This window comes from Micromonospora sp. NPDC049903, from assembly GCF_044460945.1.
In the GTDB taxonomy this organism is placed as follows: Bacteria; Actinomycetota; Actinomycetes; order Mycobacteriales; family Micromonosporaceae; genus Micromonospora.
This window is the reverse complement of sequence record NZ_JBITKL010000015.1, coordinates 30483-51899: the sequence shown is the minus strand read 5'-3', so window position 1 is coordinate 51899 and position 21417 is coordinate 30483. Positions and strand designations below refer to the sequence as shown.

Annotated in this window: 20 protein-coding genes and 3 tRNA genes; 16 read left to right on the top strand and 7 right to left on the bottom strand. The window is 72.8% G+C overall.

What is annotated here, in order from left to right:
- The first annotated feature begins 154 nt into the window (after nt 1-154).
- From ACIBO1_RS21610 to ACIBO1_RS21580, 7 genes are all read left to right on the top strand, one after another.
- Nucleotides 155-1207, top strand: a complete 1053-nt coding sequence (locus ACIBO1_RS21610) for an AAA family ATPase (RefSeq protein WP_396749225.1) — start codon at nt 155-157, stop codon at nt 1205-1207.
- Entirely contained in the window at nt 1207-2223 is a 1017-nt protein-coding gene (locus tag ACIBO1_RS21605) for a DUF58 domain-containing protein (RefSeq protein WP_396749222.1), read from the top strand. Before ACIBO1_RS21610 ends, ACIBO1_RS21605 begins: the two co-directional genes overlap by 1 nt.
- The gene (locus tag ACIBO1_RS21600) at nt 2220-3179 is read left to right on the top strand and encodes a VWA domain-containing protein (protein ID WP_396749220.1); all 960 of its coding nucleotides are present in this window, start codon (nt 2220-2222) and stop codon (nt 3177-3179) included. The genes ACIBO1_RS21605 and ACIBO1_RS21600 overlap by 4 nt, the downstream gene beginning before the upstream one ends.
- Nucleotides 3180-3232: 53 nt before the next feature.
- Entirely contained in the window at nt 3233-4087 is an 855-nt protein-coding gene (locus ACIBO1_RS21595) for a S1C family serine protease (RefSeq protein WP_396749217.1), read from the top strand.
- Between the two features lie 110 nt (nt 4088-4197).
- Nucleotides 4198-4476, top strand: a complete 279-nt coding sequence (locus ACIBO1_RS21590) for a hypothetical protein (protein WP_350693586.1) — start codon at nt 4198-4200, stop codon at nt 4474-4476.
- Between the two features lie 24 nt (nt 4477-4500).
- Nucleotides 4501-4926, top strand: a complete 426-nt coding sequence (arfB, locus tag ACIBO1_RS21585; RefSeq protein ID WP_396749215.1) for an alternative ribosome rescue aminoacyl-tRNA hydrolase ArfB — start codon at nt 4501-4503, stop codon at nt 4924-4926.
- A 122-nt stretch (nt 4927-5048) separates the two neighbouring features.
- On the top strand, nt 5049-6185 hold the full coding sequence (locus ACIBO1_RS21580) for a cellulose binding domain-containing protein (RefSeq protein WP_396749212.1): 1137 nt from the start codon (nt 5049-5051) through the stop codon (nt 6183-6185).
- A gap of 46 nt (nt 6186-6231) precedes the next feature.
- Here the strand turns inward: ACIBO1_RS21580 and ACIBO1_RS21575 are convergent, their stop codons facing one another.
- Nucleotides 6232-7098 (bottom strand): 3-methyladenine DNA glycosylase, encoded by an 867-nt coding sequence (locus tag ACIBO1_RS21575; RefSeq protein ID WP_396749210.1) that lies wholly within the window; start codon nt 7096-7098, stop codon nt 6232-6234.
- A 33-nt stretch (nt 7099-7131) separates the two neighbouring features.
- A complete protein-coding gene (locus tag ACIBO1_RS21570) occupies nt 7132-8415 on the bottom strand; it encodes a hypothetical protein (protein WP_396749208.1) in 1284 nt (427 codons plus the stop codon).
- A gap of 238 nt (nt 8416-8653) precedes the next feature.
- Here ACIBO1_RS21570 and ACIBO1_RS21565 point away from each other — a divergent pair, with 238 nt between their 5' ends.
- The 4 genes from ACIBO1_RS21565 (at nt 8654) to ACIBO1_RS21550 (ending at nt 10288) form a co-directional block, all read left to right on the top strand.
- On the top strand, nt 8654-9457 hold the full coding sequence (locus ACIBO1_RS21565) for a fumarylacetoacetate hydrolase family protein (RefSeq protein WP_350693595.1): 804 nt from the start codon (nt 8654-8656) through the stop codon (nt 9455-9457).
- Nucleotides 9458-9553: 96 nt separating this feature from the next.
- Nucleotides 9554-9625, top strand: a tRNA-Gln gene (locus ACIBO1_RS21560).
- A 135-nt stretch (nt 9626-9760) separates the two neighbouring features.
- Nucleotides 9761-9833, top strand: a tRNA-Glu gene (locus tag ACIBO1_RS21555).
- A gap of 379 nt (nt 9834-10212) precedes the next feature.
- Nucleotides 10213-10288, top strand: a tRNA-Glu gene (locus ACIBO1_RS21550).
- 195 nt (nt 10289-10483) lie between these two features.
- Here ACIBO1_RS21550 and ACIBO1_RS21545 read toward each other — a convergent pair.
- Nucleotides 10484-11170 carry an IclR family transcriptional regulator gene (locus tag ACIBO1_RS21545; protein WP_091084913.1) on the bottom strand — a complete coding sequence of 229 codons (687 nt, stop codon included), beginning with the start codon at nt 11168-11170 and terminating at the stop codon, nt 10484-10486.
- Nucleotides 11171-11219: 49 nt separating this feature from the next.
- Here ACIBO1_RS21545 and leuC point away from each other — a divergent pair, with 49 nt between their 5' ends.
- The 4 genes from leuC to ACIBO1_RS21525 all read left to right on the top strand — a co-directional run bounded on the left by leuC (nt 11220) and on the right by ACIBO1_RS21525 (nt 16202).
- On the top strand, nt 11220-12665 hold the full coding sequence (gene leuC / locus ACIBO1_RS21540; RefSeq protein WP_396749205.1) for a 3-isopropylmalate dehydratase large subunit: 1446 nt from the start codon (nt 11220-11222) through the stop codon (nt 12663-12665).
- Nucleotides 12666-12681: 16 nt separating this feature from the next.
- A complete protein-coding gene (leuD, locus tag ACIBO1_RS21535) occupies nt 12682-13269 on the top strand; it encodes a 3-isopropylmalate dehydratase small subunit (RefSeq protein ID WP_396749203.1) in 588 nt (195 codons plus the stop codon).
- A gap of 173 nt (nt 13270-13442) precedes the next feature.
- On the top strand, nt 13443-14099 hold the full coding sequence (locus ACIBO1_RS21530; protein ID WP_396749424.1) for an HU family DNA-binding protein: 657 nt from the start codon (nt 13443-13445) through the stop codon (nt 14097-14099).
- A 150-nt stretch (nt 14100-14249) separates the two neighbouring features.
- Complete coding sequence (locus tag ACIBO1_RS21525) at nt 14250-16202, top strand: endonuclease/exonuclease/phosphatase family protein (protein ID WP_396749200.1); 1953 nt, start codon at nt 14250-14252, stop codon at nt 16200-16202.
- Between the two features lie 7 nt (nt 16203-16209).
- Here the strand turns inward: ACIBO1_RS21525 and ACIBO1_RS21520 are convergent, their stop codons facing one another.
- Genes ACIBO1_RS21520 through cofC form a run of 4 tightly spaced genes read right to left on the bottom strand, consistent with a single transcriptional unit; the run spans nt 16210 to nt 20346 of the window.
- A complete protein-coding gene (locus tag ACIBO1_RS21520) occupies nt 16210-17088 on the bottom strand; it encodes an NUDIX domain-containing protein (RefSeq protein WP_396749197.1) in 879 nt (292 codons plus the stop codon).
- 53 nt (nt 17089-17141) lie between these two features.
- Nucleotides 17142-19436, bottom strand: coding sequence for an RNA degradosome polyphosphate kinase (locus ACIBO1_RS21515; protein WP_396749195.1), 2295 nt, complete (start codon nt 19434-19436; stop codon nt 17142-17144).
- Nucleotides 19437-19490: 54 nt separating this feature from the next.
- Entirely contained in the window at nt 19491-19688 is a 198-nt protein-coding gene (locus tag ACIBO1_RS21510) for a cold-shock protein (protein ID WP_350693606.1), read from the bottom strand.
- Between the two features lie 28 nt (nt 19689-19716).
- Complete coding sequence (gene cofC / locus ACIBO1_RS21505; RefSeq protein WP_396749193.1) at nt 19717-20346, bottom strand: 2-phospho-L-lactate guanylyltransferase; 630 nt, start codon at nt 20344-20346, stop codon at nt 19717-19719.
- Nucleotides 20347-20475: 129 nt separating this feature from the next.
- On the opposite strand from cofC, the gene ACIBO1_RS21500 reads away from it, so the two are divergent.
- Entirely contained in the window at nt 20476-21213 is a 738-nt protein-coding gene (locus ACIBO1_RS21500; protein WP_396749191.1) for a lysophospholipid acyltransferase family protein, read from the top strand.
- Nucleotides 21214-21417 lie beyond the last annotated feature (204 nt).

Genomic DNA, 21417 nt, shown 5'->3' with positions numbered 1-21417 from the left:
ACCGCCGTCCCGGTTCGGCACCGAACGACCGCGACCGGCACCTTCGCGGCGTCCGGGACGGTCCACGTCGTAACGGTGGCGGTCGACCCGTCTGGGCCGGGCAGGGCCGGTAATTCCGACGTTTGCCCGAGGTCCGCCTCGGGAAGCAAGCACCGTGACGGACATCTCGGACACCATGGCCAGCCTGCCCAGCCCGGTCGATCCGGACGCGACCGCAGCCGAGCTGGACCAGACGCTCTTCGAGGTCAAACGCGTGATCGTCGGGCAGGATCGGCTCGTCGAGCGCCTGCTCGTCGCCCTGATCGCCGACGGGCACTGCCTCCTGGAGGGCGTGCCGGGGGTGGCCAAGACGCTCGCCGCGCAGACGCTCGCCACGGTCGTCGGCGGCACCTTCTCCCGCATCCAGTTCACTCCCGACCTCGTCCCCTCGGACATCGTCGGTACCCGCATCTATCGGGCGTCGAAGGAGAGCTTCGACGTCGAACTCGGGCCCATCATGGCCAACCTGGTGCTCGCGGACGAGATCAACCGGGCCCCGGCCAAGGTGCAGTCCGCGCTGCTGGAGGCGATGGCCGAACGTCAGGTCTCGATCGGCGGGCGCAGCTACCGGGTGCCGGAGCCGTTCCTCGTGCTGGCCACCCAGAACCCGATCGAGTCGGAGGGGGTCTACCAGCTCCCCGAGGCGCAGCGTGACCGCTTCCTGATGAAGATCCTCGTCGGCTACCCGGACGGCGCCGACGAACTGGCCATCCTCTATCGGATGAGCGCCGACCGACCACGGGCCCGTCCGGTGCTCGACGCGGACCGCCTGCGCGCCTTCCAGCGGCAGGCCGCGCAGGTCTTCGTGCACCACGCGATCGCCGAGTACGTGGTCCGTCTCATCCTCGCCACCCGGGACCCGGTCCGGTTCGGGCTGCCGGAGATCGCCCCGCTGCTGGCGTACGGCGCCAGCCCGCGCGCCACCCTCGGCCTGGTCGCCGCCGCGCGGGCGCAGGCGCTGCTGCGCGGCCGGGAGTACGTGCTGCCCGAGGACGTCCGGGAACTCGCGGGCGACGTGCTGTCGCACCGGCTGGTGCTCTCCTTCGACGCGGTCGCCGACGGGGTGACCGCCGAGGCCGTCGTGCGCCGCCTGGTGGAGGTGGTCCCGCTGCCCCGGGTGGCGGCCACCGGCCAGCCCGAGTACGCCCCTGACCTGGCCGCCGCCTGATGGCCCGCCGATCCGCCCCGGTGCCCGTACCGGCCGATCCGGTGCTCGCCGACCTCACTCCGGACCAGCGGCTGCGTCGGTTGGAGCTGACCGTCACCCGCCGCCTCGACGGCATGCTGCACGGCGAGCACCGGGGCCTGCTGCCCGGCCCGGGCAGCGAACCCGCCGGCAGCCGGGAGTACCGGCCCGGCGAGGACGAGGTCCGCCGGATGGACTGGTCGGTGACCGCCCGGACCACCGTGCCGCACGTCCGGCAGGTGGACGCCGACCGGGAACTGACCACCTGGCTGCTGGTGGACGCCAGCCCCAGCATGGAGTACGGCACCGCCGAGCTGGACAAGCGGGAACTGGCGGTGGCCGCGGTCGCCACGGTCGGCTTCCTCACCACCGGTCCGGGCAACCGGCTCGGCGCCCAGGTGCTCACCGCCTCCGGGCTGCGTCGGCTGCCGCCGCGCGGTGGGCGTACCCATCTGCTCGGCCTGCTGCGCGGGCTGCTGGCCGAACCCCGGGTGGGCGGCCACGACGGGCCCGGTGGGCCGTCGCCCGGCGCGGCCGACCTCTCCGACGCGGTGGCGGCGGTGCACCGGGTGGCCCATCGGCGCGGCCTGGTAGTGGTGGTCTCCGACTTCCTCGACGGTCTGCCCGACGATCCCCGGCTGCCGGCCACCTGGGAACGCCCGCTGCGTCGGCTGGCCGTGCGGCACCAGGTGCTGGCGGTGGAGATCACCGACCCTCGTGAGCTGGAACTGCCGGACGTCGGCCTGATCACCCTGGCCGACCCGGAGACCGGCGAGCGGCGCGAGGTGTGGACCGGCGACCGGCGGCTGCGCGAGCGGTACGCGGCAGCCGCCGCCGCCCAACGCGACCAGGTCCGGGACGCGGTACGCCGGTCCGGCGCGACCCACCTGAGCCTGCGCACCGACCGGGACTGGGCGACCGACGTCGTGCGGCACGTCCACGCGCAACGGCGGCTGGCCGCCGCCGGAGCCGGACCGCACCGGGGAGGTGCGGCATGATCTGGCAGTCACCGGTGCGGCTCTGGCTCCTGCTCGGCGTGCTGGCCCTGGCGCTGGCCTACCTGGTGGCGCAACGGCGGCGCAGCCGCTACGCGGTCCGCTTCACCAACCTGCGGCTGCTCGACCGGGTCGCGCCCCGGCGACCGACCTGGCGGCGGCACCTGCCCGCCGGTCTCTTCCTGGCCATGCTGGCGCTGCTGGTGGTGGGTTTCGCCAGACCCACCGCCGAGGTGCGGGTGCCCCGGGAACGGGCCACCGTGATGGTGGCGGTGGACGTGTCCACCTCGATGCTCGCCGGCGACGTGGACCCGGACCGGCTCACCGCCGCCAAGAGCGCCGCCCGGCGGTTCGTCGACGGTCTGCCGGACGAGTTCAACGTCGGGCTGGTCGCCTTCGCCGGCAGCGCGGCGGTGCTGGTGCCGCCGAGCACCGACCGGGAGGCCCTGCACGACGGCATCGAGCGTCTCGCCGAGGGGGTGACCGGCGTGCAGGGCACCGCGATCGGCGAGGCGATCAGCACCTCGCTGGGGGCGGTGAAGGCGTTGGACGAGGCCGCCGCGACCCAACCGCCACCGGCCCGGATCATCCTGCTCTCCGACGGGGCGAACACCTCGGGGATGGACCCGATGGAGGCCGCCGCCGACGCCGTCGCGGTCGAGGTGCCGGTGCACACGATCTCGTTCGGCACGCTGAGCGGCTTCGTGGACCGGGGCGGTCGGCCGATCCAGGTGCCGGTGGACGGCGAGACGTTGCAGGCCGTCGCCGAGCAGACCGGCGGCGTCTTCCACGAGGCCGCGACGAGCGACGAGCTGCGGGCCGTCTACGACGACATCGGCAGCTCGGTGGGCTGGCGCAAGGTACGGCAGGACGTCTCGTCCCGGTTCATCGGGCTCGGACTGGTGTTCGCGATGGGTGCGGCGTACGGCTCGATGCGGTGGTTCTCCCGCCTGCCCTGATCCGCCCCGGCGCCCCGGCCGACCCGGGCCCGCCACACGTGAGGAGCGTACGAATGGCAGTGCAGACCGGACTGGGTGAGCCACGCGGGCCCTGGTTCGTCTCGCCGGACCTCGGCCCGGACGGGCGGGGCGGACCGGACGGGACGAGCGGTGACCGGGCGGCGTGGAGTTGGCGTCGCCGGCTGCTGGCGGGGCTGGCGGTGGTGACGCTCTCCACCGGATCGGGGGCGTTGGCCGGGGGCTGGGTGGCCGGTCGTGACGGTGCGCCGGGTCCGGCTGCGGCGTCCGCCGCCCCGGTGCCGGCCGAGCTGGTCACCGCGGCCGAGAAGACCGTGCCCGGCGTGGTGTCGGTGCTGGTGGGCGACGGGGGCGGCGCCTCGGCGACGGGTTCCGGGTTCGCCGTCGACACCGAGCAGCACATCATCACCAACGACCACATCCTGGCCAAGGGACGCGGTGCGGTGACCGTCGAGCTGCCGGACGGCCGGCGGCTCGCGGCGGAGGTGGTGGGCCGGGAACCGGGCAGCGATCTCGCCGTGCTCCGGGTGCCGTCGTCCGCCGGGTTGACGGCGTTGCCGTTGGCCAAGCCGGGATCGACCCGGGTGGGCGAGCCGGTGCTGGCGGTCGGTTCGCCGCTGGGGTTGCCGGGCACGGTCACCGCGGGGATCGTCAGTGCGCTGGACCGCCAGGTCCGCCTCGGCGACAACCGGCACCGGGCGGTGCAGACCGACGCCTCGATCAACCCGGGCAACTCCGGGGGGCCGCTGGTCAACGCCCGGGGCGAGGTGGTCGGGGTGAACACCGCGATCGCCACCATCGACGGTAACGGCTCGATCGGCATCGGGTTCGCCATCCCGATCGAGCAGGTGCAGCAGACCGCCGACACGATCATCGGCAAGGGCGGCTGATATCACGTACGGTCACTGTCCGATTACGTGCGGATGCGCGGTCTGTCGGGTTTCTGGCGGTCAATGATCGGAGAATGGAAATATTACGCTGAGTATGGATACTGGCGTGGGTGGAGCGTCCTCTCATCGCGGTCCTCCTGCTGGTGGGCCTCATCATCGGAAGTGGTGTCGGGTCGTCGTACGCGCGGGCCCGGCGCGGCTGGAACGACTATCAGGCGGCGAAGAAGACCGTGCCCGGCGCGCGTCGCGCTGCCTGGCTGCTGATCAAGGTGGTCACCACGAAGGTCGGGGTGATCGCCCTGTTGCTGGTCGGGGCGGTCGCGTACGCGGCGGTCGGTGGCGACGAGTCGACCGTGCCGGAGTCGAATCCGAGCAGTGCTCCGAAGTAGCCGCCGGCACGTTAGCCTCGGTGCGTGGACGACGGACTGCGGGTGACCGACCGGTGGAGTGTCCCCGCCGCCGAGCTGCGGGAGCGGTTCTCCCGGTCGTCCGGGCCCGGCGGCCAGGGGGTCAACACCACCGACTCCCGGGTCGAGCTGAGTTTCGACCTGGCCGGGTCGCCCAGCCTGCCGGAGTCGCTGCGGGCGCGGGCGCTGGAGCGGCTCGCCGGCCGCCTGGTCGACGGCGTGCTGACCATCGCCGCCAGTGAGCACCGGGCGCAACTCGCCAACCGCGAGGCGGCCCGGGAGCGGCTCGCCGCCCTGCTGCGCGAGGCGGTCGCGCCGCCACCCCCGCCGCGTCGGCCGACCCGCCCGTCGCGGGCCGCCAAGGAGCGTCGGCTCGCCGAGAAGAAGCGCCGCTCGCAGCGCAAACGCGACCGCCGGGCGGACGGCGAGTAGCGCGCGCGGGGCGGTGGGTGCGGCCGTCGATTGATGAACGTCGTTGCGTCTGGTTGACTGTCGGCGGGAGCGCCAGGGCCGGTCACACCGCAGCCACCATACGTGACGGGAGTCCCTCCACCATGCTCCGAAGGTCCCTGCTGACCGCCTCCACCGCCGCCGTCGCGGCGGTCGTCCTCGCCCTCGCCGCCGGCTCGGTCGCGGCCAGTCCCTCCGCCGCCGCACCGGCCGCCCCTTCCGCCGACGATCGACCGGCACCTGCCGTCGCCGCTGCCGACCCGGTCCGCGTGATGCCGCTCGGTGACTCCATCACCGGCTCGCCGGGCTGCTGGCGGGCGGTGCTCTGGAACCGCCTCCAGTCCGCCGGGCACACCGCCGTCGACTTCGTCGGCACCCTCGGCCCACAGGGCTGCGGCCAGCCGTACGACGGCGACAACGAGGGGCACGGCGGATACCTGGTGACCAACGTGGCCAACCAGAACCTGCTGCCGGGCTGGCTGTCGGCCACCCGCCCGGACGTCGTCCTCATGCACTTCGCCACCAACGACGTGTGGAGCAACCTCGCTCCGGCCACGATCCTGGCCGCGTACGGCCGGTTGGTGGACCAGATGCGGGCCGCCAACCCCGCCATGCGCGTCCTGGTCGCGAAGATCATTCCGATGGCGCCGAGCAGTTGCCCCGAGTGCGGCCAGCGGGTCGTCGCCCTCAACAACGCCGTCGACGGGTGGGCGGCGGGCAAGACCACCGCCCAGTCGCCGATCGTGGTGGTGGACCAGTGGACCGGCTTCAGCACCACCACCGACACGTACGACGGGGTGCACCCGAACGCCGCGGGCGACCAGAAGATCGCCGACCGCTGGTACCCGGCGCTGGTGGCGGCCCTGACCGGCGTACCCACGCCCACGCCCACCGCGACGCCCACACCTCCCGCGACACCCACGCCCACGCCGCCGTCGGGCGGCTGCGTGGCGAGCTACCGGGTGGCCGGACAGTGGCAGGGCGGATTCCAAGGAGAGGTGACTGTCCGTAATGGAGGGTCGACCGCGATCGCCGGTTGGTCGGTACGATTCGACACCGCCGACGGTCAACGGATCACTCAGGCGTGGGGTGCCGAGGTGGTCCAGAGTGGAACGACGGTCACTGCCCGTAACGCGGGCTGGAACGGCGTGCTGGCCTCGGGTGCCCAGACCACGTTCGGCTTCCTGGCCAGCACCGGCGGCACCCCCACCGTCCCGACGGTGAGCTGCACGGCCTCCTGAGCATCGGTGCGGGGCCGCGTCCATCGGAGGTGGCCCCGCCCGGTTGTCAGACGGGGATCGCCGCCAGCAGCCGATCGCGCAGCACCGCGGCCCGCTCGGCGAAATCCCGCTGCGCCCCGGCGTACGCGGCCCGCCCCTCCGGGGTCTCCACCCGCACCGGCGGGTAGCCGAGCGCCGCCAGGTCGTACGGCGAGGCCCGCATGTCCAGCGTGCGGATCTCCCGGGCCAGCGCGAAGGCATCGGCGACCAGCTCCGACGGCACCAGCGGGGAGAGTTTGTACGCCCACTTGTACAGGTCCATGTTGGCGTGCAGGCAGCCCGGCTGCTCGTGGTCGTGCTGCGTGTCCCGGGTCGGCCGGAGCACGTTGAGCGGGCGGGCCGGCTCGGTGAAGAACCGGTACGCGTCGAAGTGGCTGCACCGTACGCCGCGCTCCTCGACGACCTCGGCGGTGCGCTCCGGGCTCAGCCGCAGCGGCCAGGCGCGGTGCCGGACCTCGTCCTGGTTCTGCCGGTAGACCATCGCCCACTCGTGCATCCCGAAACAGCCCAGGTGGGCGGGGCGTCCCGAGGTCGCCGCCAGCAGGGATCCGATCCAGCGCACCGACTCGGCACGACGGGCCAGGACCGCCCCGGTGTCGAGGACGACCCCACCGTCGACCAGCCGGTAGTCCGGACCGAAGTCGACCGCGTCCGCCTCGCGCAACAGCACCCCCGCACCCGGATGCCAGCGGCGCAACTGCGCCGGCCGGCACGAGTAGTAGGTGAAGAGGAAGTCCTCCACCGGATGCTTCTCACCCCGCCTGCGGCGCTCCAGGTGCCCGCTGAGCCAGCCGTCCACCCGCTCCTCGTGGGCGCGGCGGCGCGCCTGCCAGTCGGCCGCGTCGAGCACGGCGGGGGCGAGGGCGGCGGTCATCGTCCCAGGGTACGACCGCCGCCCGCCCGTCGGTCAGGGCACGTCCACCCGCACGCCGGCGGAGAAGACCCCGCTGCGCAACTCCAGGTGCCGGGGCGGCTCCGCGCCGTCGACCGTGAAGACCAGTGGCAGCACCGTACGACTGCCCGCCGCCATCGGCTCGGCGAAGACGTCCCGCCCCCGGTTGGCCCGCCGGGTGGCCTGCTCGTCGGTGGTGACCCAGTTGCCGTCCGCCAGGTACGCCCGCTGCAACTTGCCGTGCCAGCTGTGGTGCTCCGGGGTGACGTTGCGCACCCCCACGGTCGCCTGGCACTGGCGGGCGCCCCGGCCCGGCTCACAGGCCATCCGATAGACGGTGAACTCGAACGCGTCCTCGGTCAGCGGCACGCCGATGCCACCGCTGATCCCGGTGCCCTTCCAGGCGCCGCTGGTTGGCTGGCTGTCGGTGTCGATCGCGGCGACCCGCCGGGTGGCGGTCCACGCCGCCACACCGATCGTGACGATGAGCACCGTCGCGGCCACCGGCACCACCAGCCAGACCGGCGGCGTACGGCGACGGACCGGGGGCCGTGGCGTGGCCGGACGCGGGTACACCGTCCCCCGGCCCTCCGAGGCCAGCGCGGCGGCGACCGGTCGCTCGCGTCGACGCCAGGTGACGAAGCCGATCACGCCGAGCACCAGCACCGCGATCGCACCGGCCAGCAGCGCGGGTGCCTGGTGCCGCCAGCCCGACTCCGCCGCACCGGCCGCCGGTGCCGCCGGGGACGTCCAGGTGGCCGACGCGCAGTCGTACGGCTGCTGGTCGTCGGTGCCGTAGGCGCAGGCGGGCGTGGTCAGCGGTTGCTGCGCGGAGGCGGCGGTCAACGTGGTGTCCAACGTCCTGGTGCTGTGCGGCGGCAGGCTCAGACGCCAGGTCACCTCGGTCGCCGGTGACCCGTCGGGGCGTACCTCCCGGCCGCCGCCGCTGATCGTCGTCGCCGTGGCGCCCTGCGGCAGTTCCTGGCGCACCGTGGTGGAGACCGGCGCGTCGCCCCGGTTGCGGACCTCGATGCGGTAGCCGGGCGCGGCGGTGTTCTGCGGTCTCACCGCCACGCTGACCTCCGGCCTGGCCGCCGGTGAGGCGACCCGGGTCGGCGTGGGCACCGCCGGCGGGGCCGACGGCATGGTGGGCTCGGGCGTGGCGGCTGCCGCGTGCGGCCGACCGGGCGCCGGTGCGTCCGGGGCGGTGGCCGCCGGCAGGACCGGCAGCGCCGTGAGCAGACCGACGCAGTGCACGATCGCCGCGAGCTTCCTGTGGTGTCGTGTCGATGCAGGCATGCGAACGAACCTCCGCAGCCGACGCTAGGTGCGCGCGCACGTCGTGCGGGTACGAAGCGACGAATCCGGCCCCGACGCTGACCGTCGCGGGTACGCTGCGCCACCGTCGATCCGGCCGGACCGCATTGGCCTGGGCGGTCCGGTCTGCGACGCGACGGGACTGGCCTGGGCGGTCCGGTCGCCGACCGGCCGAGATTGCGCTGGCCGGTCCGGTCTGCGACCGGACTAGATTGGCCTGGTGCGTATCGCTCGTTTCGCTCATGCCAAGGGAATGTCGTTCGGTGTCGTCGAGGGGGAGCCGGAGGCGGGCCCGCAGGGGCTGACCGTCGCCGAGATCACCGGACACCCGTTCGGCCAGATCACGTTCAGCGGTGTCCGGTGGGCGCTGTCCGACGTCCGCCTGCTCTCGCCGATCCTGCCCAGCAAGGTGGTCTGTGTCGGCCGTAACTACGCCGAGCACGCCGCTGAGCACGGCAACGAGGTACCGAAGGAGCCGCTGCTCTTCCTCAAGCCCTCCACCTCCGTCATCGGCCCCCGGGACGCGATCCGCCTGCCCGAGTTCAGCAAGCAGGTGGAGCACGAGGCGGAGTTGGCCGTGGTCATCGGTGCCCCGGGCGCCCGCCGCGCCGACCGGGCCGCCGCCGAACGGGCGATCTTCGGCTACACCTGCGCCAACGACGTCACCGCCCGGGACCTCCAGCGTTCCGACAGCCAGTGGACCCGGGCCAAGGGGTTCGACTCGTTCTGCCCGATCGGTCCGTGGATCACCACCGGCCTGGACGTCACCGACCTGGAGATCCGCTGCGAGGTGGGACGCGACCCGGAGGAGATGGAGGTCCGTCAGCTCGGCCGTACCCGGGACATGGTCTTCGACGTGCCGGCCCTGGTGTCGTACGTCTCGCACGTGATGACGCTGCTTCCCGGCGACATCGTCCTGACCGGCACTCCGGCGGGGGTTAGCCCGCTCACGGACGGGGATACGGTGGCCGTCCGGATCGAGGGGATCGGCGAGTTGGCCAACCCTGTCGTGTCCGCGACCTGACCGCCGTTTACGCAGCTCAAGGGCGGTTTGGGGAAGTCGATTTGGCCCGTCGGTGCCGGGAGGGTAGAGTTTGCCCCCGGCACCGCAAGGGGCCAATGGGGTATGGGGTAATTGGCAGCCCAACTGATTCTGGTTCAGTTAGTCTAGGTTCGAGTCCTGGTACCCCAGCGCAGCCGAGATTCGCAAGAATCGAGGCCGCTGGATTCTGGTGGAGTTCAGCACCGATGCTCTGCAAGGGGCCTCGGTCACGAGTTCTGGTAGAGTTTGGCGACACCACCGCGCGGTGGTGTCGCAATGTGTTCTGGCCCCGTCGTCTAGCGGCCCAGGACGCCGCCCTCTCAAGGCGGTAGCGCCGGTTCGAATCCGGTCGGGGCTACAGATTCAGGTAACGGCTCGTCCCGCTCAGCGGGTCGGGCCGTTTCGCTATGGTGCGTGAGCCCAGTTGCGGCAGCCGATGCGCGCTCGACCGCCCGGCCCCTGCCGCCCGATCTCCGCCCCCCACTTCCGCCCGGCCGCCCGGCCCGCCTGCCGCCCGACCCTCCGGCCCGCCTGCCGCCCGCCTCTTGCCGCCCGATCTCCGGCCAGAGCTGCCGCAGGCCGGGTGTCGCCGGCCGGGCGTCGCGCCTCACCCGATCGGGTGAAACCGCCTCCGGCCTCGCCGGACGGCACCGTCCCACCCCAGATTCCGCCGCTGCGAAGGGCGCCGCTAGACTACTGCCGCACCGCCCGCAGGGGTGGTGAACCAGGAAAGTCTTGGCCCCGTCGTCTAGCGGCCCAGGACGCCGCCCTCTCAAGGCGGTAGCGCCGGTTCGAATCCGGTCGGGGCTACCACACCGAAGCCCGTCTCGCCCCGCGAGGCGGGCTTCTCCCATCCCACCCCCCCCGGTTACCCCCACTCCCACTCCCGCCCCAGCCCACTCTCCGGCGAGTTGACCAAGGAGTTTGCGTCGGGCTCGGGCCCTGCCGGTGACCAAAACTCCTTGATCATCGCGAACAAGCCAGGGGGCGGAGGGAGGGGAGGGTGGGTTAGAGGCCGGAGAGGCGTTGGCCGGCGCGGACGACGGCCATGGCGTGACGTTCGCCGGGGCGGCGGCCGAGCCGTTCGATGGGGCCGGAGATGCTGATCGCGGCGATGACCCGGCCGGTGCGGTCCCGGATCGGTGCGGAGACGCTCGCCACACCGGCCTCGCGTTCGGCGACGCTCTGCGCCCAGCCTCGGCGGCGTACCTCGGCGAGGGTGCGGCCGGTGAACTTGGACCGGGGCAGCAGCGGCATCACCGCCTCGGGCGGCTCCCAGGCGAGCAGGATCTGCGCCGCCGAACCGGCCACCATCGGCAGCACCGAACCCACCGGGACGGTGTCCCGCAGGCCGCTGGCGCGTTCGGCGGCGGCCACGCAGATCCGTTCGTCCGCCCGGCGCAGGTAGAGCTGCGCGCTCTCGCCGGTGGCGTCGCGCAGGGCGGCCAGCAGCGGCTCGGCGGCGGTCAGCAACACGTCCGGTGCGGCGTTCGCCAGTTCGCCCAGACGTGGACCGGGACGCCAGCGGCCCTGGGTGTCCCGGACCAGCATCCGATGGATCTCCAGCGCCTGTGCCAGCCGGTGCGCGGTGGCCCGGGGCAGCTTGGTGCGTTCAACGAGTTCGGCCAGGCTGGCGCCGTCGACACAGGCGGCCAGGATGACCACCGCCTTGTCGAGAACGCCGACACCGCTCATACTGTGTCCCACAAGCCGAAATTTACCTCCCAGAATTTAGGATGTCCAGATGGTGGGAGTCACTCCTGAGCCGAGGACCCTGGCCGAGAAGGTCTGGGACGCGCACGTCGTCCGGTCCGCCGATGGTGAGCCCGATCTGCTCTTCATCGACCTGCACCTGCTGCACGAGGTGACCAGCCCGCAGGCCTTCGACGGGCTGCGGCTCGCCGGCCGCCCGGTGCGCCGTACCGACCTCACCCTCGCGACCGAGGATCACAACACCCCGACCGGGTACGCCGATCCCTCGTTCCGGCAGCGCCGTGGTGACCTGCTCACCATCGCCGACCCCACCTCCCGGACGCAGATCGAGACGCTGCGCCGCAACTGCGCCGAGTTCGGCGTGAAGCTGCACCCGCTGGGCGACGAGAACCAGGGCATCGTGCACGTCATCGGGCCGCAGCTCGGGCTCACCCAGCCCGGCATGACGATCGTCTGCGGCGACTCGCACACCGCCACCCACGGCGCGTTCGGTGCGCTGGCGTTCGGCATCGGCACCAGTGAGGTCGAACACGTCCTGGCCACCCAGACGCTGCCGCAGGCCCGGCCCAAGACGATGGCGGTCACCGTCAACGGCCAGCTCGGTCCCGGCGTCACCGCCAAGGACCTGGTCCTCGCGCTCATCACGAAGGTGGGCACCGGCGGCGGTCGCGGGCACATCGTGGAGTACCGGGGCGAGGCGATCCGGGCGCTCTCCATGGAGGGCCGCATGACCATCGCCAACATGTCCATCGAGTGGGGCGCCAAGGCCGGCATGATCGCGCCGGACGAGACCACCTTCGCGTACCTGAAGGGGCGGCCGAACGCGCCGGCCGGCGCGGACTGGGACGCCGCGGTCGCGTACTGGCGGACGCTGCCCACCGACGAGGGCGCGACGTTCGACGCCGAGGTGACGCTGGACGCCGCCGAGATCACGCCGTTCGTCACCTGGGGCACCAACCCGGGCCAGGGCGCGCCGCTGGGCGCGGCGGTGCCGAACCCGGACGACTTCGGCACCGAGCCCGAGCGGGCTGCCGCCCGTCGGGCCCTGGAGTACATGGACCTGCGGCCCGGTATGCCGTTGCGGGACCTCTCGGTCGACGTGGTCTTCGTCGGCTCCTGCACCAACGGTCGGCTGGAGGACCTGCGGGCCGCCGCCGACGTGCTGCGCGGCCACCAGGTCGCCGAAGGCGTACGCATGCTGGTCGTGCCGGGCTCCGCCGCGGTACGCGAGGCCGCCGAGTCCGAGGGGCTGGACAAGGTCTTCACCGACGCGGGTGCCGAGTGGCGGTTCGCCGGCTGTTCGATGTGCCTGGGCATGAACCCGGACACGCTCTCCCCGGGGCAGCGTTCCGCCTCCACCTCGAACCGGAACTTCGAGGGCCGGCAGGGCCGGGGTGGGCGTACCCACCTGGTGAGCCCGCCGGTCGCCGCCGCCACCGCCGTGGCCGGTCGGCTGGCCGCCCCCGCCGACCTGTAGAGAAGGGCTGCGACAGATGGACAAGTTCACCGTGCACACCGGCACCGCGGTGCCGCTGCGTCGGTCCGACGTGGACACGGATCAGATCATCCCGGCCGTGTACCTCAAGCGGGTGACCCGTACCGGATTCGCCGACGGGTTGTTCAGCGCGTGGCGGGAGGACCCGGGATTCGTACTCAACGATGAATCATATTCGGGTGCCTCGATTCTGGTGGCCGGTCCGGAGTTCGGTACCGGGTCGTCGCGGGAGCACGCCGTGTGGGCGTTGCGCGACTTCGGCTTCCAGGCGGTGATCTCGCCGCGCTTTGGTGACATCTTCCGCGGCAACGCCCTCAAGGAGGGTCTGCTCCCGGTCGAGCTGGAATTGAAAGCCGTCGAGGAGATCTGGGCCCTGGTCGAGTCCGACCCGAAGGCCGCGATCACCGTCGACCTCACCGCCCGGCAGGTCCAAGCGGGCGGTTCCACGTGGTCGTTCCCGCTCGACGACTTCAGCCGCTGGCGGCTGATGGAGGGCTTGGACGACATTGGACTCACCCTTCGTCACGAGGCGCAGATCAGTGCCTTCGAGGGCACTCGGCCGCCCTTCCTGCCCCGCGTCGCCTAGCCCGTTCACCCGGCTCCGTCGCCGATTCCGCCCCCACCGGTGCCACCGGTGGGGGCGAATCCGTTACGACACAAGGGCTTTTTTCCACCGAATGTTTGTGTCCGGGCAGCACAGGGCATACCGTGCGCGCAGAATGGCTCGCGTCGAGTCAGTTGCACAATCAGGAGGAAGTAGTGAACAAGGCCGAGCTCATCGAGGCGCTCGCCGTTCGCCTGGGGGACCGGAAAACGGCGACGGCCGCGCTCGACGCGGTCCTCGCTGAGGTCCAGGCGGCGGTCACCAAGGGCGAGAAGGTGGCGATCACCGGATTCGGAGCGTTCGAGAAGCGCGTACGGGGCGCGCGAACAGCCCGCAACCCGCGTACCGGGGAGGCGGTGAAGGTCAAGAAGACCTCGGTGCCGACCTTCCGTCCGGGCGCGGGGTTCAAGGAGATGGTGGCCAACGGCAAGGTGCCGAAGGCCACGGCGGCGGCGAAGAAGACCGCCGCGGCCACCGCCAAGACCACCGGTGCGAAGGCGACCGGTGCGAAGGCGACGGGTGCGAAGGCGACCGCTGCCAAGAAGACGACCACGGCGAAGGCCACCGCGGCAAAGAAGACGACCGCCACGAAGACCACGGCGGCGGCGAAGAAGACGACCGTGGCCAAGGCGACCAAGACCACCGCCGCGGCCAAGAAGACGACCGCCAAGAAGACGACCGCCACGAAGAAGGCCGCCCCGGCGAAGAAGACCGCCACGGCGTCCAAGGCCACCGCGGCCAAGAAGACCGCGACGGCCAAGAAGGCACCGGCGAAGAAGGCGCCGGCCAGGAAGAGCGCGACCCGGCGCTGAGCCGGTCGTACGACGAGGGCGTCCGCCGCACGGCGGGCGCCCTCGCCATGTCCGTAGGGTCCGCCGCCGAAGGTCCGCCTCCGAGAGGCGTTGACGGGGCGGGGCACGACGCCCAGAATCGCCGGACCACCCCTCGGCGAAAGAGGAACCGTGTCGCGTCACCGCCATCTCGGTACCGCCACCCTGGCCCTCGGTCTCGTCGTCCTGACCGACGTGCTGCGGGTGTTCCTGCCGTCGGTCATCACCATCTTCGGGCAGGCCGCGTCGACCCCGGCCGAGCTGCTCGGGGCGTTCGCCCTCGGCTGGTTCGTGCTGGCGCTCGCCGCACCGCCGCTCGTCCGGCTGGTCGGCGGCCGCGTGGTCGGCGTGGTGGCCGTGGCGCTGCTGGGCGTCGCCCGGCTCGTCCTCACCGCCGGCCCCGGCGGCGACGCGCAGCTCTGGCTCGCCAGCGCCGGCCTGCTCGCCGGTCTGGTGTGGCTCGCCGCGACCGCGGCCCGGGGCGAGCGCACCGTAGTACCCGGACTGGCGCTCGGACTGGCCGCCGCGGCGCTCGGGCACGTGCTGGTCGGCACGTACGACCTGGTCTGGCGGGGGAGTTGGGCGGCGTGGGTGGCCGGCGGTGTGATGGTGGTGGCGCTGCTCGCCGGTGAGGTCCTGCTCGCCCGTCGTCCCGGTGCGTCCACGCCGGTGCCGCACGGTCGGGCGTGGTTGCTCGTCGGGCCGGCGTTGTTGCTGGGCGGCATGGTGGCGTTGTCACCGGCGGTGGTGAGCACCGCGACGTCCTACTGGTTCGGCGCGGCGGGCACCGCCTCGACCCCGCTGTTCGCGTTCGCGCCGCTCGGCGTGGCGCTGGCGGTGTTCCTGCTCGCCGCCCTGACTCCGCCCCGGCCGGGTACCCGACTGGTGTGGCCGGGGCTGCTGCTGGCCGGTGTCCTGCTGTTCGGGTACGGCCCGCCGGCGCTGCTGACCGTCGCGGTGCTGCTCAGCGCGGCCGGTCTGGGCGGCTGCCTGGCGTCGGCCGACGGGGCCGCCGTGCCGTCGGCTCGGTCCGCGACCCGTCGGGGGTACGCGGCGGTGGGCGGCATGCTCGTCTTCGCGGTCGTCTCGGTGCTCTACTACGCCGCCTACGACCTCGGCTATCCCAACGGGTGGCTGCCGGCCCTGGTGGCCGCGCTGACCGGCCTGATCGCGCTGGAGGGCCGTCTTCGGCCTGGTCCGGCCACCGCACCGGCCACCGAGGAGTTCGGCGCTCCAGCGGCTGCTCCGGCCGTCCAGGGGGCCACCACGTTCGCCCGGCTGCCCAGGGTGCCGATCGCCGTGCTCGCCGCGCTGACCGCCGTCGTCGCCGCGGTGGTGCACGAGCCGTGGCCGGTGGCGACCAACCGGCCCGGTCCGCCGGAGCAGGTACGGGTGGTGGCCTACAACATCCGGATGGGCTTCGGCATGGACGGCCGGTTCGACCTGCCCGCCCTGGAACGGGCGGTCCGGGGCGCCGACGTGGTGGCGCTCAGCGAGGTGGACCGGGGCTGGCTGCTCAACGGCGGCCACGACACCCTGCACCTGCTCTCCGACCGGCTGGGCCTGCCCTACGTCTTCGCGCCGGCCGCCGACGCGCTCTGGGGCGACGCGGTGCTCAGCCGGTGGCCGGTGGACCGGGCCCGGACCCGGGTGCTGCCCGCCGTGGGCGCACCCACCGGCGCGCAGGCGCTCGGCGTCACCGTGGACTTCAGCGAGGGCGTACGCCTGGCCGTGGTGAGCACGCACCTGCAACCACCGCCCGGCGCGGATCCGGTGGTGCAGGCCCGTGCCGTCGCCGAGTTCGCCACCGGGTACGCCGACGGCCTGCCGCTGGTGGTCGCCGGTGACTTCAACACCGAGCCGGGCGACCCGGCCTTCACCGCGCTCACCGGCGCCGGTCTGGTCGACGCGTTCGCCGCTGCCCGCCCGGTGCCGACCAGCCCGGCCGACGACCCGCGTGACCAGATCGACCACGTCTTCGTCTCACCCGACCTGGTCGCCTCCGACGCCGTCGCGACACCCGGCACCGCCAGCGACCACCTGCCGGTCGCGGTCACCCTCACCCTGCCCGGCGGTGCCGGCTGACGTCGGATCAGAGCCGGTCGGCGGCAACGAGACGGTCGTCGCTGAAGGCGAGCAGCCAGCCCGTGCCCTTGTCGGTGTCGTAGTCGCCGTCCTGCCCGGCGAGGCGTTCCAGCGCGCCCGGGATCACCTTGCCCTGGCTGCACACCGCCGTACGCTCGCCGGAGGCGGCCAGCGCGGCCATCCGCGCCGCCGCGGCGAGGACGCGTTCGTCGGGTTGCTGGCCGGCGAGGGGCTCGTCCAGGTCGCCGCTGATCTCGATCGGCAGGTCCAGCGTCTCGGCGGCCGGGTCCAGGGTCTGTACGCAGCGGCGCGGTGACGCCGACAACAGCCGGCTCGGCCGGGTCAGCGCGATCAGCGGCGCCAACGCCCGCGCCTGCGCCCAGCCCCGGTCGTCCAACGGCCGGGCCGTGTCCGGGCCGGACCAGGTCAACCGCTTGCCGGCGTGCCCGTGCCGGACCAGCACCATGGTGGCGGTGACCCGGGGCAGGGCGGCGAACGCGGCCAGGATCTCCGCGTCGTGCGGGTAGCTGGCCAGCGCCACCGCGTCGTCCACGTCGAGCCAGCGCACCGCGTCGACCTCGGTGCCCGGCTGGAAGCCGCCGGTGCCCATCGCCCGCATCGACCAGTAGTCGACCTCCTTGAGACTGCCCTCGCTGCGGTACCGCACCGAGGGCAGGCGCACCTCGGGCGCGGCCTGCGCGTCGGCCTCCTCGGCGACCTCCCGGACGGCTGCCGCCAACGGATGCTCGCCCGGCTCCAGCTTGCCCTTGGGCAGGGTCCAGTCGCCGTACCGGGGGCGGTGCACCAGACAGACCTGGACGTCGTCGTACGGTCCGGGCCGCCACACCACGCCGCCGGCCGCCCGGATCTCGATCACGTCGGTCATCCGGTCCGTCGCCGTTCCTCCTCGATCATCCGCTCAGCCTATTCCGCCGTCGCTCACCCGGCGGTGCTGCCGACCCGACGCAGCAGCATCCCCTGCAGGTGGGCCGGTGGCGCGTCGGTCGTGCCGTTACGCCGGGTCCAACTCCCGTCGGCGGCCAACTCGAACGCGTCGATGTCGGGGCTCATCGCGGCACCGAACACCTGGTCCAGTTCGGCCCGGGCCACCGGGTCGCTGACCTGGACCAGCGCCTCGACCCGCCGGTCCAGGTTGCGGTGCATCAGGTCGGCGGAGCCGATCCAGAACTCGGCGTCGCCGTTGTTGCCGAACCGGAAGACGCGGGAGTGTTCCAGGAACCGGCCGAGGATCGAGCGGACCCGGATGTTCTCCGACAGCCCCGGTACGCCGGGCCGCAACGTGCACATGCCCCGGATGATGAGGTCGACGTGGACGCCGGCCTGGGAGGCCCGGTACAACGCGTCGGTGATCTCCTCGTCGACCAGCGCGTTCACCTTGAACTGCACGAGTCCCGGCATGCCCAGCCGGACGTGGGCGATCTCCCGTTCGATGCGTTCGATCAGGCCGCTGCGGATGCCCTGCGGCGCCACCAGCAGCCGCCGGTACGCGGTCTGCCGGCTGTAACCGGTCAGCACGTTGAACAGGTCGGTCAGGTCGGCCCCGATCTCCGGGTCGGCGGTGAGCATGCCGAAGTCCTCGTAGAGCCGGGCCGTCTTCGGGTGGTAGTTGCCGGTGCCGATGTGGCAGTAGCGCCGGATCTGGTTGCCCTCCTGGCGTACCACCAACGCCGTCTTGCAGTGTGTCTTGAGCCCGACCAGGCCGTAGACCACGTGACAGCCGGCCCGTTCCAGGGTGCGCGCCCACCCGATGTTGGCCACCTCGTCGAAGCGCGCCTTCAACTCCACCAGCACCACCACCTGCTTGCCCGCTTCGGCGGCGTCGACCAGCGCGTCCACGATCGGCGAGTCGCCGCTGGTGCGGTAGAGCGTCTGCTTGATGGCCAGCACGTGCGGATCGGCGGCGGCCTGCTCCACGAAGCGCTGCACGCTGGTGGCGAACGAGTGGTACGGGTGGTGCACCAGCACGTCCCCGTCGCGCAGGGTGGCGAAGACGCTGCGCGGCACCTCGCCCTCGGCGAGCCGGGGATGGGTGGCCGGCACGAACGGCGGGTCCTTGAGGTCGGGCCGGTCGGCCTCGCCGTACAACTGCCAGAGCGCCGAGAGGTCGAGCAGGCCCCGGACCCGCAGTACGTCCTGGGCGTCCATGTCCAGTTCGCGGACGAGCAGCTCCAGCATGTGGTCGGAGATGGAGGCGGCCACCTCCAGCCGCACCGGCGGGCCGAAGCGACGTCGGGCCAGCTCCCGTTCCAGCGCCTGGAGCAGGTCCTCGTCGCGGTCCTCGTCCACCTCCACCTCGGCGTTGCGGGTGACCCGGAACAGGTGGCACTCCACCACCTGCATGCCGGAGAAGAGTTGGCCGAGGTGTACCGAGATGACGTCCTCGACCGGCACCATCCGCACCCCGGGCTGGTCCCGGTCGACGCGGACGAACCGGGGCACGTTGTTCGGCACCTTCACCCGGGCGAACAACTCGGGCCCGCCGTCCGGGTCGCGCACCGACACGGCCAGGTTCAACGACCGACCGGAGATGTACGGGAACGGGTGGGCCGGGTCGACCGCGAGCGGGGTGAGCACCGGGAAGATCTGCTCCCGGAAGTAGGCGCGCAGCCGGTCCCGCTCGGCGTCACCCAGGTCGGACCAGCGCAGGATCCGGATGTCCTCGTCGGCGAGCTTGGGTAGCACGTCGTCGACGAAACAGGTGGCGTGCCGGGTGACCAGGGTGGCGGCCTTCTCGGCGACGAGCGCCAACTGGGTACGCAGCGGCATGCCGTCGCCGCCGCGCACCGGCAGTCCGGCGGAGAGCCGGCGCTTGAGCCCGGCCACCCGCACCATGTAGAACTCGTCGAGGTTGCTGGCGAAGATGGCCAGGAACTTCGCCCGCTCCAGCAGCGGGGTGTGCGGGTCCTCGGCCAGCGCCAGGACCCGGGCGTTGAAGTCGAGCCAGGACAGCTCCCGGTTGAGGAACCGGTCCTCCGGCAGCGGCCGGACCGGCGGCGGCTCGTCGCCGGACGGTGCCGTGGCACCCGGCCCGGACACCGGGTCGATAACCTCCTCCAGCCCGGTGGAGGCGGCGGCCGGGTCGGTGCCGTTCGGGTCGGTCGTCGGCCGGGTACGGCGGAAGCGCCCGTCTGATCCCCGGGAGCGACCTGCGTCGCGGCTGGTGTCGTCGTCGGTGCCGGCGGGACTGGCGTTGCGTTCGCGAGGGGTGCTCACCTGCTCATAATCACCCGACTCGGGTTAACGCAAAATGAACTTCCGCTGGGTAGGTCAGGACATCGTCGGCAGGGTCACGCGGATCACGTCCCCGGCGGCGTCGGTCTCGACGCGGACCCGCTGGCCGAGCCGGAGCAGCCGCAGCCCGGAGGCGTCGAAGGCGCGGGCCGGGAAGGACAGCTCGGTGCCGTCGTCGAGCAGCAGCAGCCCGCTGCGGGTCGCCGCGTCGAAGGTCGCCACCGTGCCCTGCATGTCCAGCACCGTACACCGCAGGGGTGGCTCAGCCGGTGAGGCAGCCGGCGGCCAGTCGTGCGGTGCGCGGCCCGAGCCCGAGCCGGGCGGCGACGGCCAGGTCGTCCGGAATGTCCACGTCTCGGCGCAGGCTGGGCCAGTCGCCGGCCAGCGGCCGGGCGCCGCTCGCCGCGTGCGCCGCGGCCGAACCGGGCCCGAAACACGGCCCGAGGGGCACGCCGGCCGGCGCGGTCAGCAGCACGGTGCCGGTACCCGGCGCGTCGGCCACGAAGCAGCGGAGGCCGGGCGGGGCGTCCCGCGCCGCGCGCAGCGCCGCCGCCAGCTCGGCCGGACGCAGCGCCGGAAGGTCGGCGGTGATCCCGGCCACCGGCCCGGACACCTGTGCCGCACCGTGCCGGAACGCGCCGTTGAGTCCGGCGCCCGCGACGTCCGCCAGCACCCGCGCCCCGGCCGCGAGGGCCTCGGCCCGGACCCGGGCGTCGTCGGTGACCACGAGCACCTCGACCACCTCGGGACAGGCCCGCACCGCGTCGAGGGTGTCGGCCACGAGCGCCAGCGCCAGCTCCTCGTGGGGTACGCCGGGCAGCCCGCCACGCAGCCGCGACTTGGCGGCGACCAGGCGTTTGACCGGCACCACCACGCTCCAGGGCTGACTCACACCTGTCATCCTGCCAGCCCGTCGGCGGTACCCTCACTGGCCGTACCAGGGGCGAACAGGCATGATTTCGGCTGCGGGCGTCACCGGATCTCTCCGGTGGGCGGGTCGGGGTGGGCACGAGGAGGCACGGTGGGTCGGCGCAGGCTGGGGTTCTGGCGGAGGTTCGCCGTGGTGCTGGTCAAGCCGGTGGTGACCGTCTGGACCCGGCGTACCTGGCGGGGCATGGAGCACCTGCCGCAGGACGGTCCGGTGATCATCGTGGCGAACCACATCTCGCACGCCGATCCGCTGGTGTCGGCGCACTTCGTCTACGACGCCGGCCGGTGGCCGCAGTTCCTCGGCAAGGCGAGCGTGTTCAAGGTCCCGGTGGTCGGCTGGATCCTGCAACGGTGCCGCCAGATCCCGGTGGAGCGCGGCTCAGTCGACGCGGCCAAGTCGCTGGAAGCCCTGGTCAAGGCGCTGAAAGAGGGCGCGGCGGTGATCATCTATCCGGAGGGCACCACCAGCCGGGAGCCGGACCTGTGGCCGATGAAGGGCAAGACCGGCGCGGCCCGGCTGGCGCTGACCACCGGTGCCCCGGTCGTGCCGGTGGCGATGTGGGGCCCGGAGCAGATCTTCGACCCGCGCCGGGCCCGGCTCAACCCGCGCCCCCGCATCCCGGTCAGCGTGGTGGCCGGTCCGCCGGTCGACCTGAGTCGCTGGGCCGGAGCCGCGCCGAGCCGGGCGGTGCTGGAGGAGATGACCGACGTGATCATGCTGCGGGTGCGGGACCTGCTCGCCGAGATCCGGGGCGGCACACCGCCGCCGCTGTGGCAGCGCACCTCACGCGCCAACGCCAAGGCCGACCGCCCCGAGGCGACCGCATGAGCGAGCGTCAGCCTCGTGGCGGCATACGGCGAAGCGGAGTGTCGTCATGAGCGAGCGTGAGCGAGTGAATCGTCAGCGCGGTGTGGTGGTGTCTCGTGGCGGCACGCAGCGAAGCGGAGTGTCGTCATGAGCGAGCGTGAGCGAGTGAATCGTCAGCGCGGTGTGGTGGTGTCTCGTGGCGGCACGCAGCGAAGCGGAGTGTCG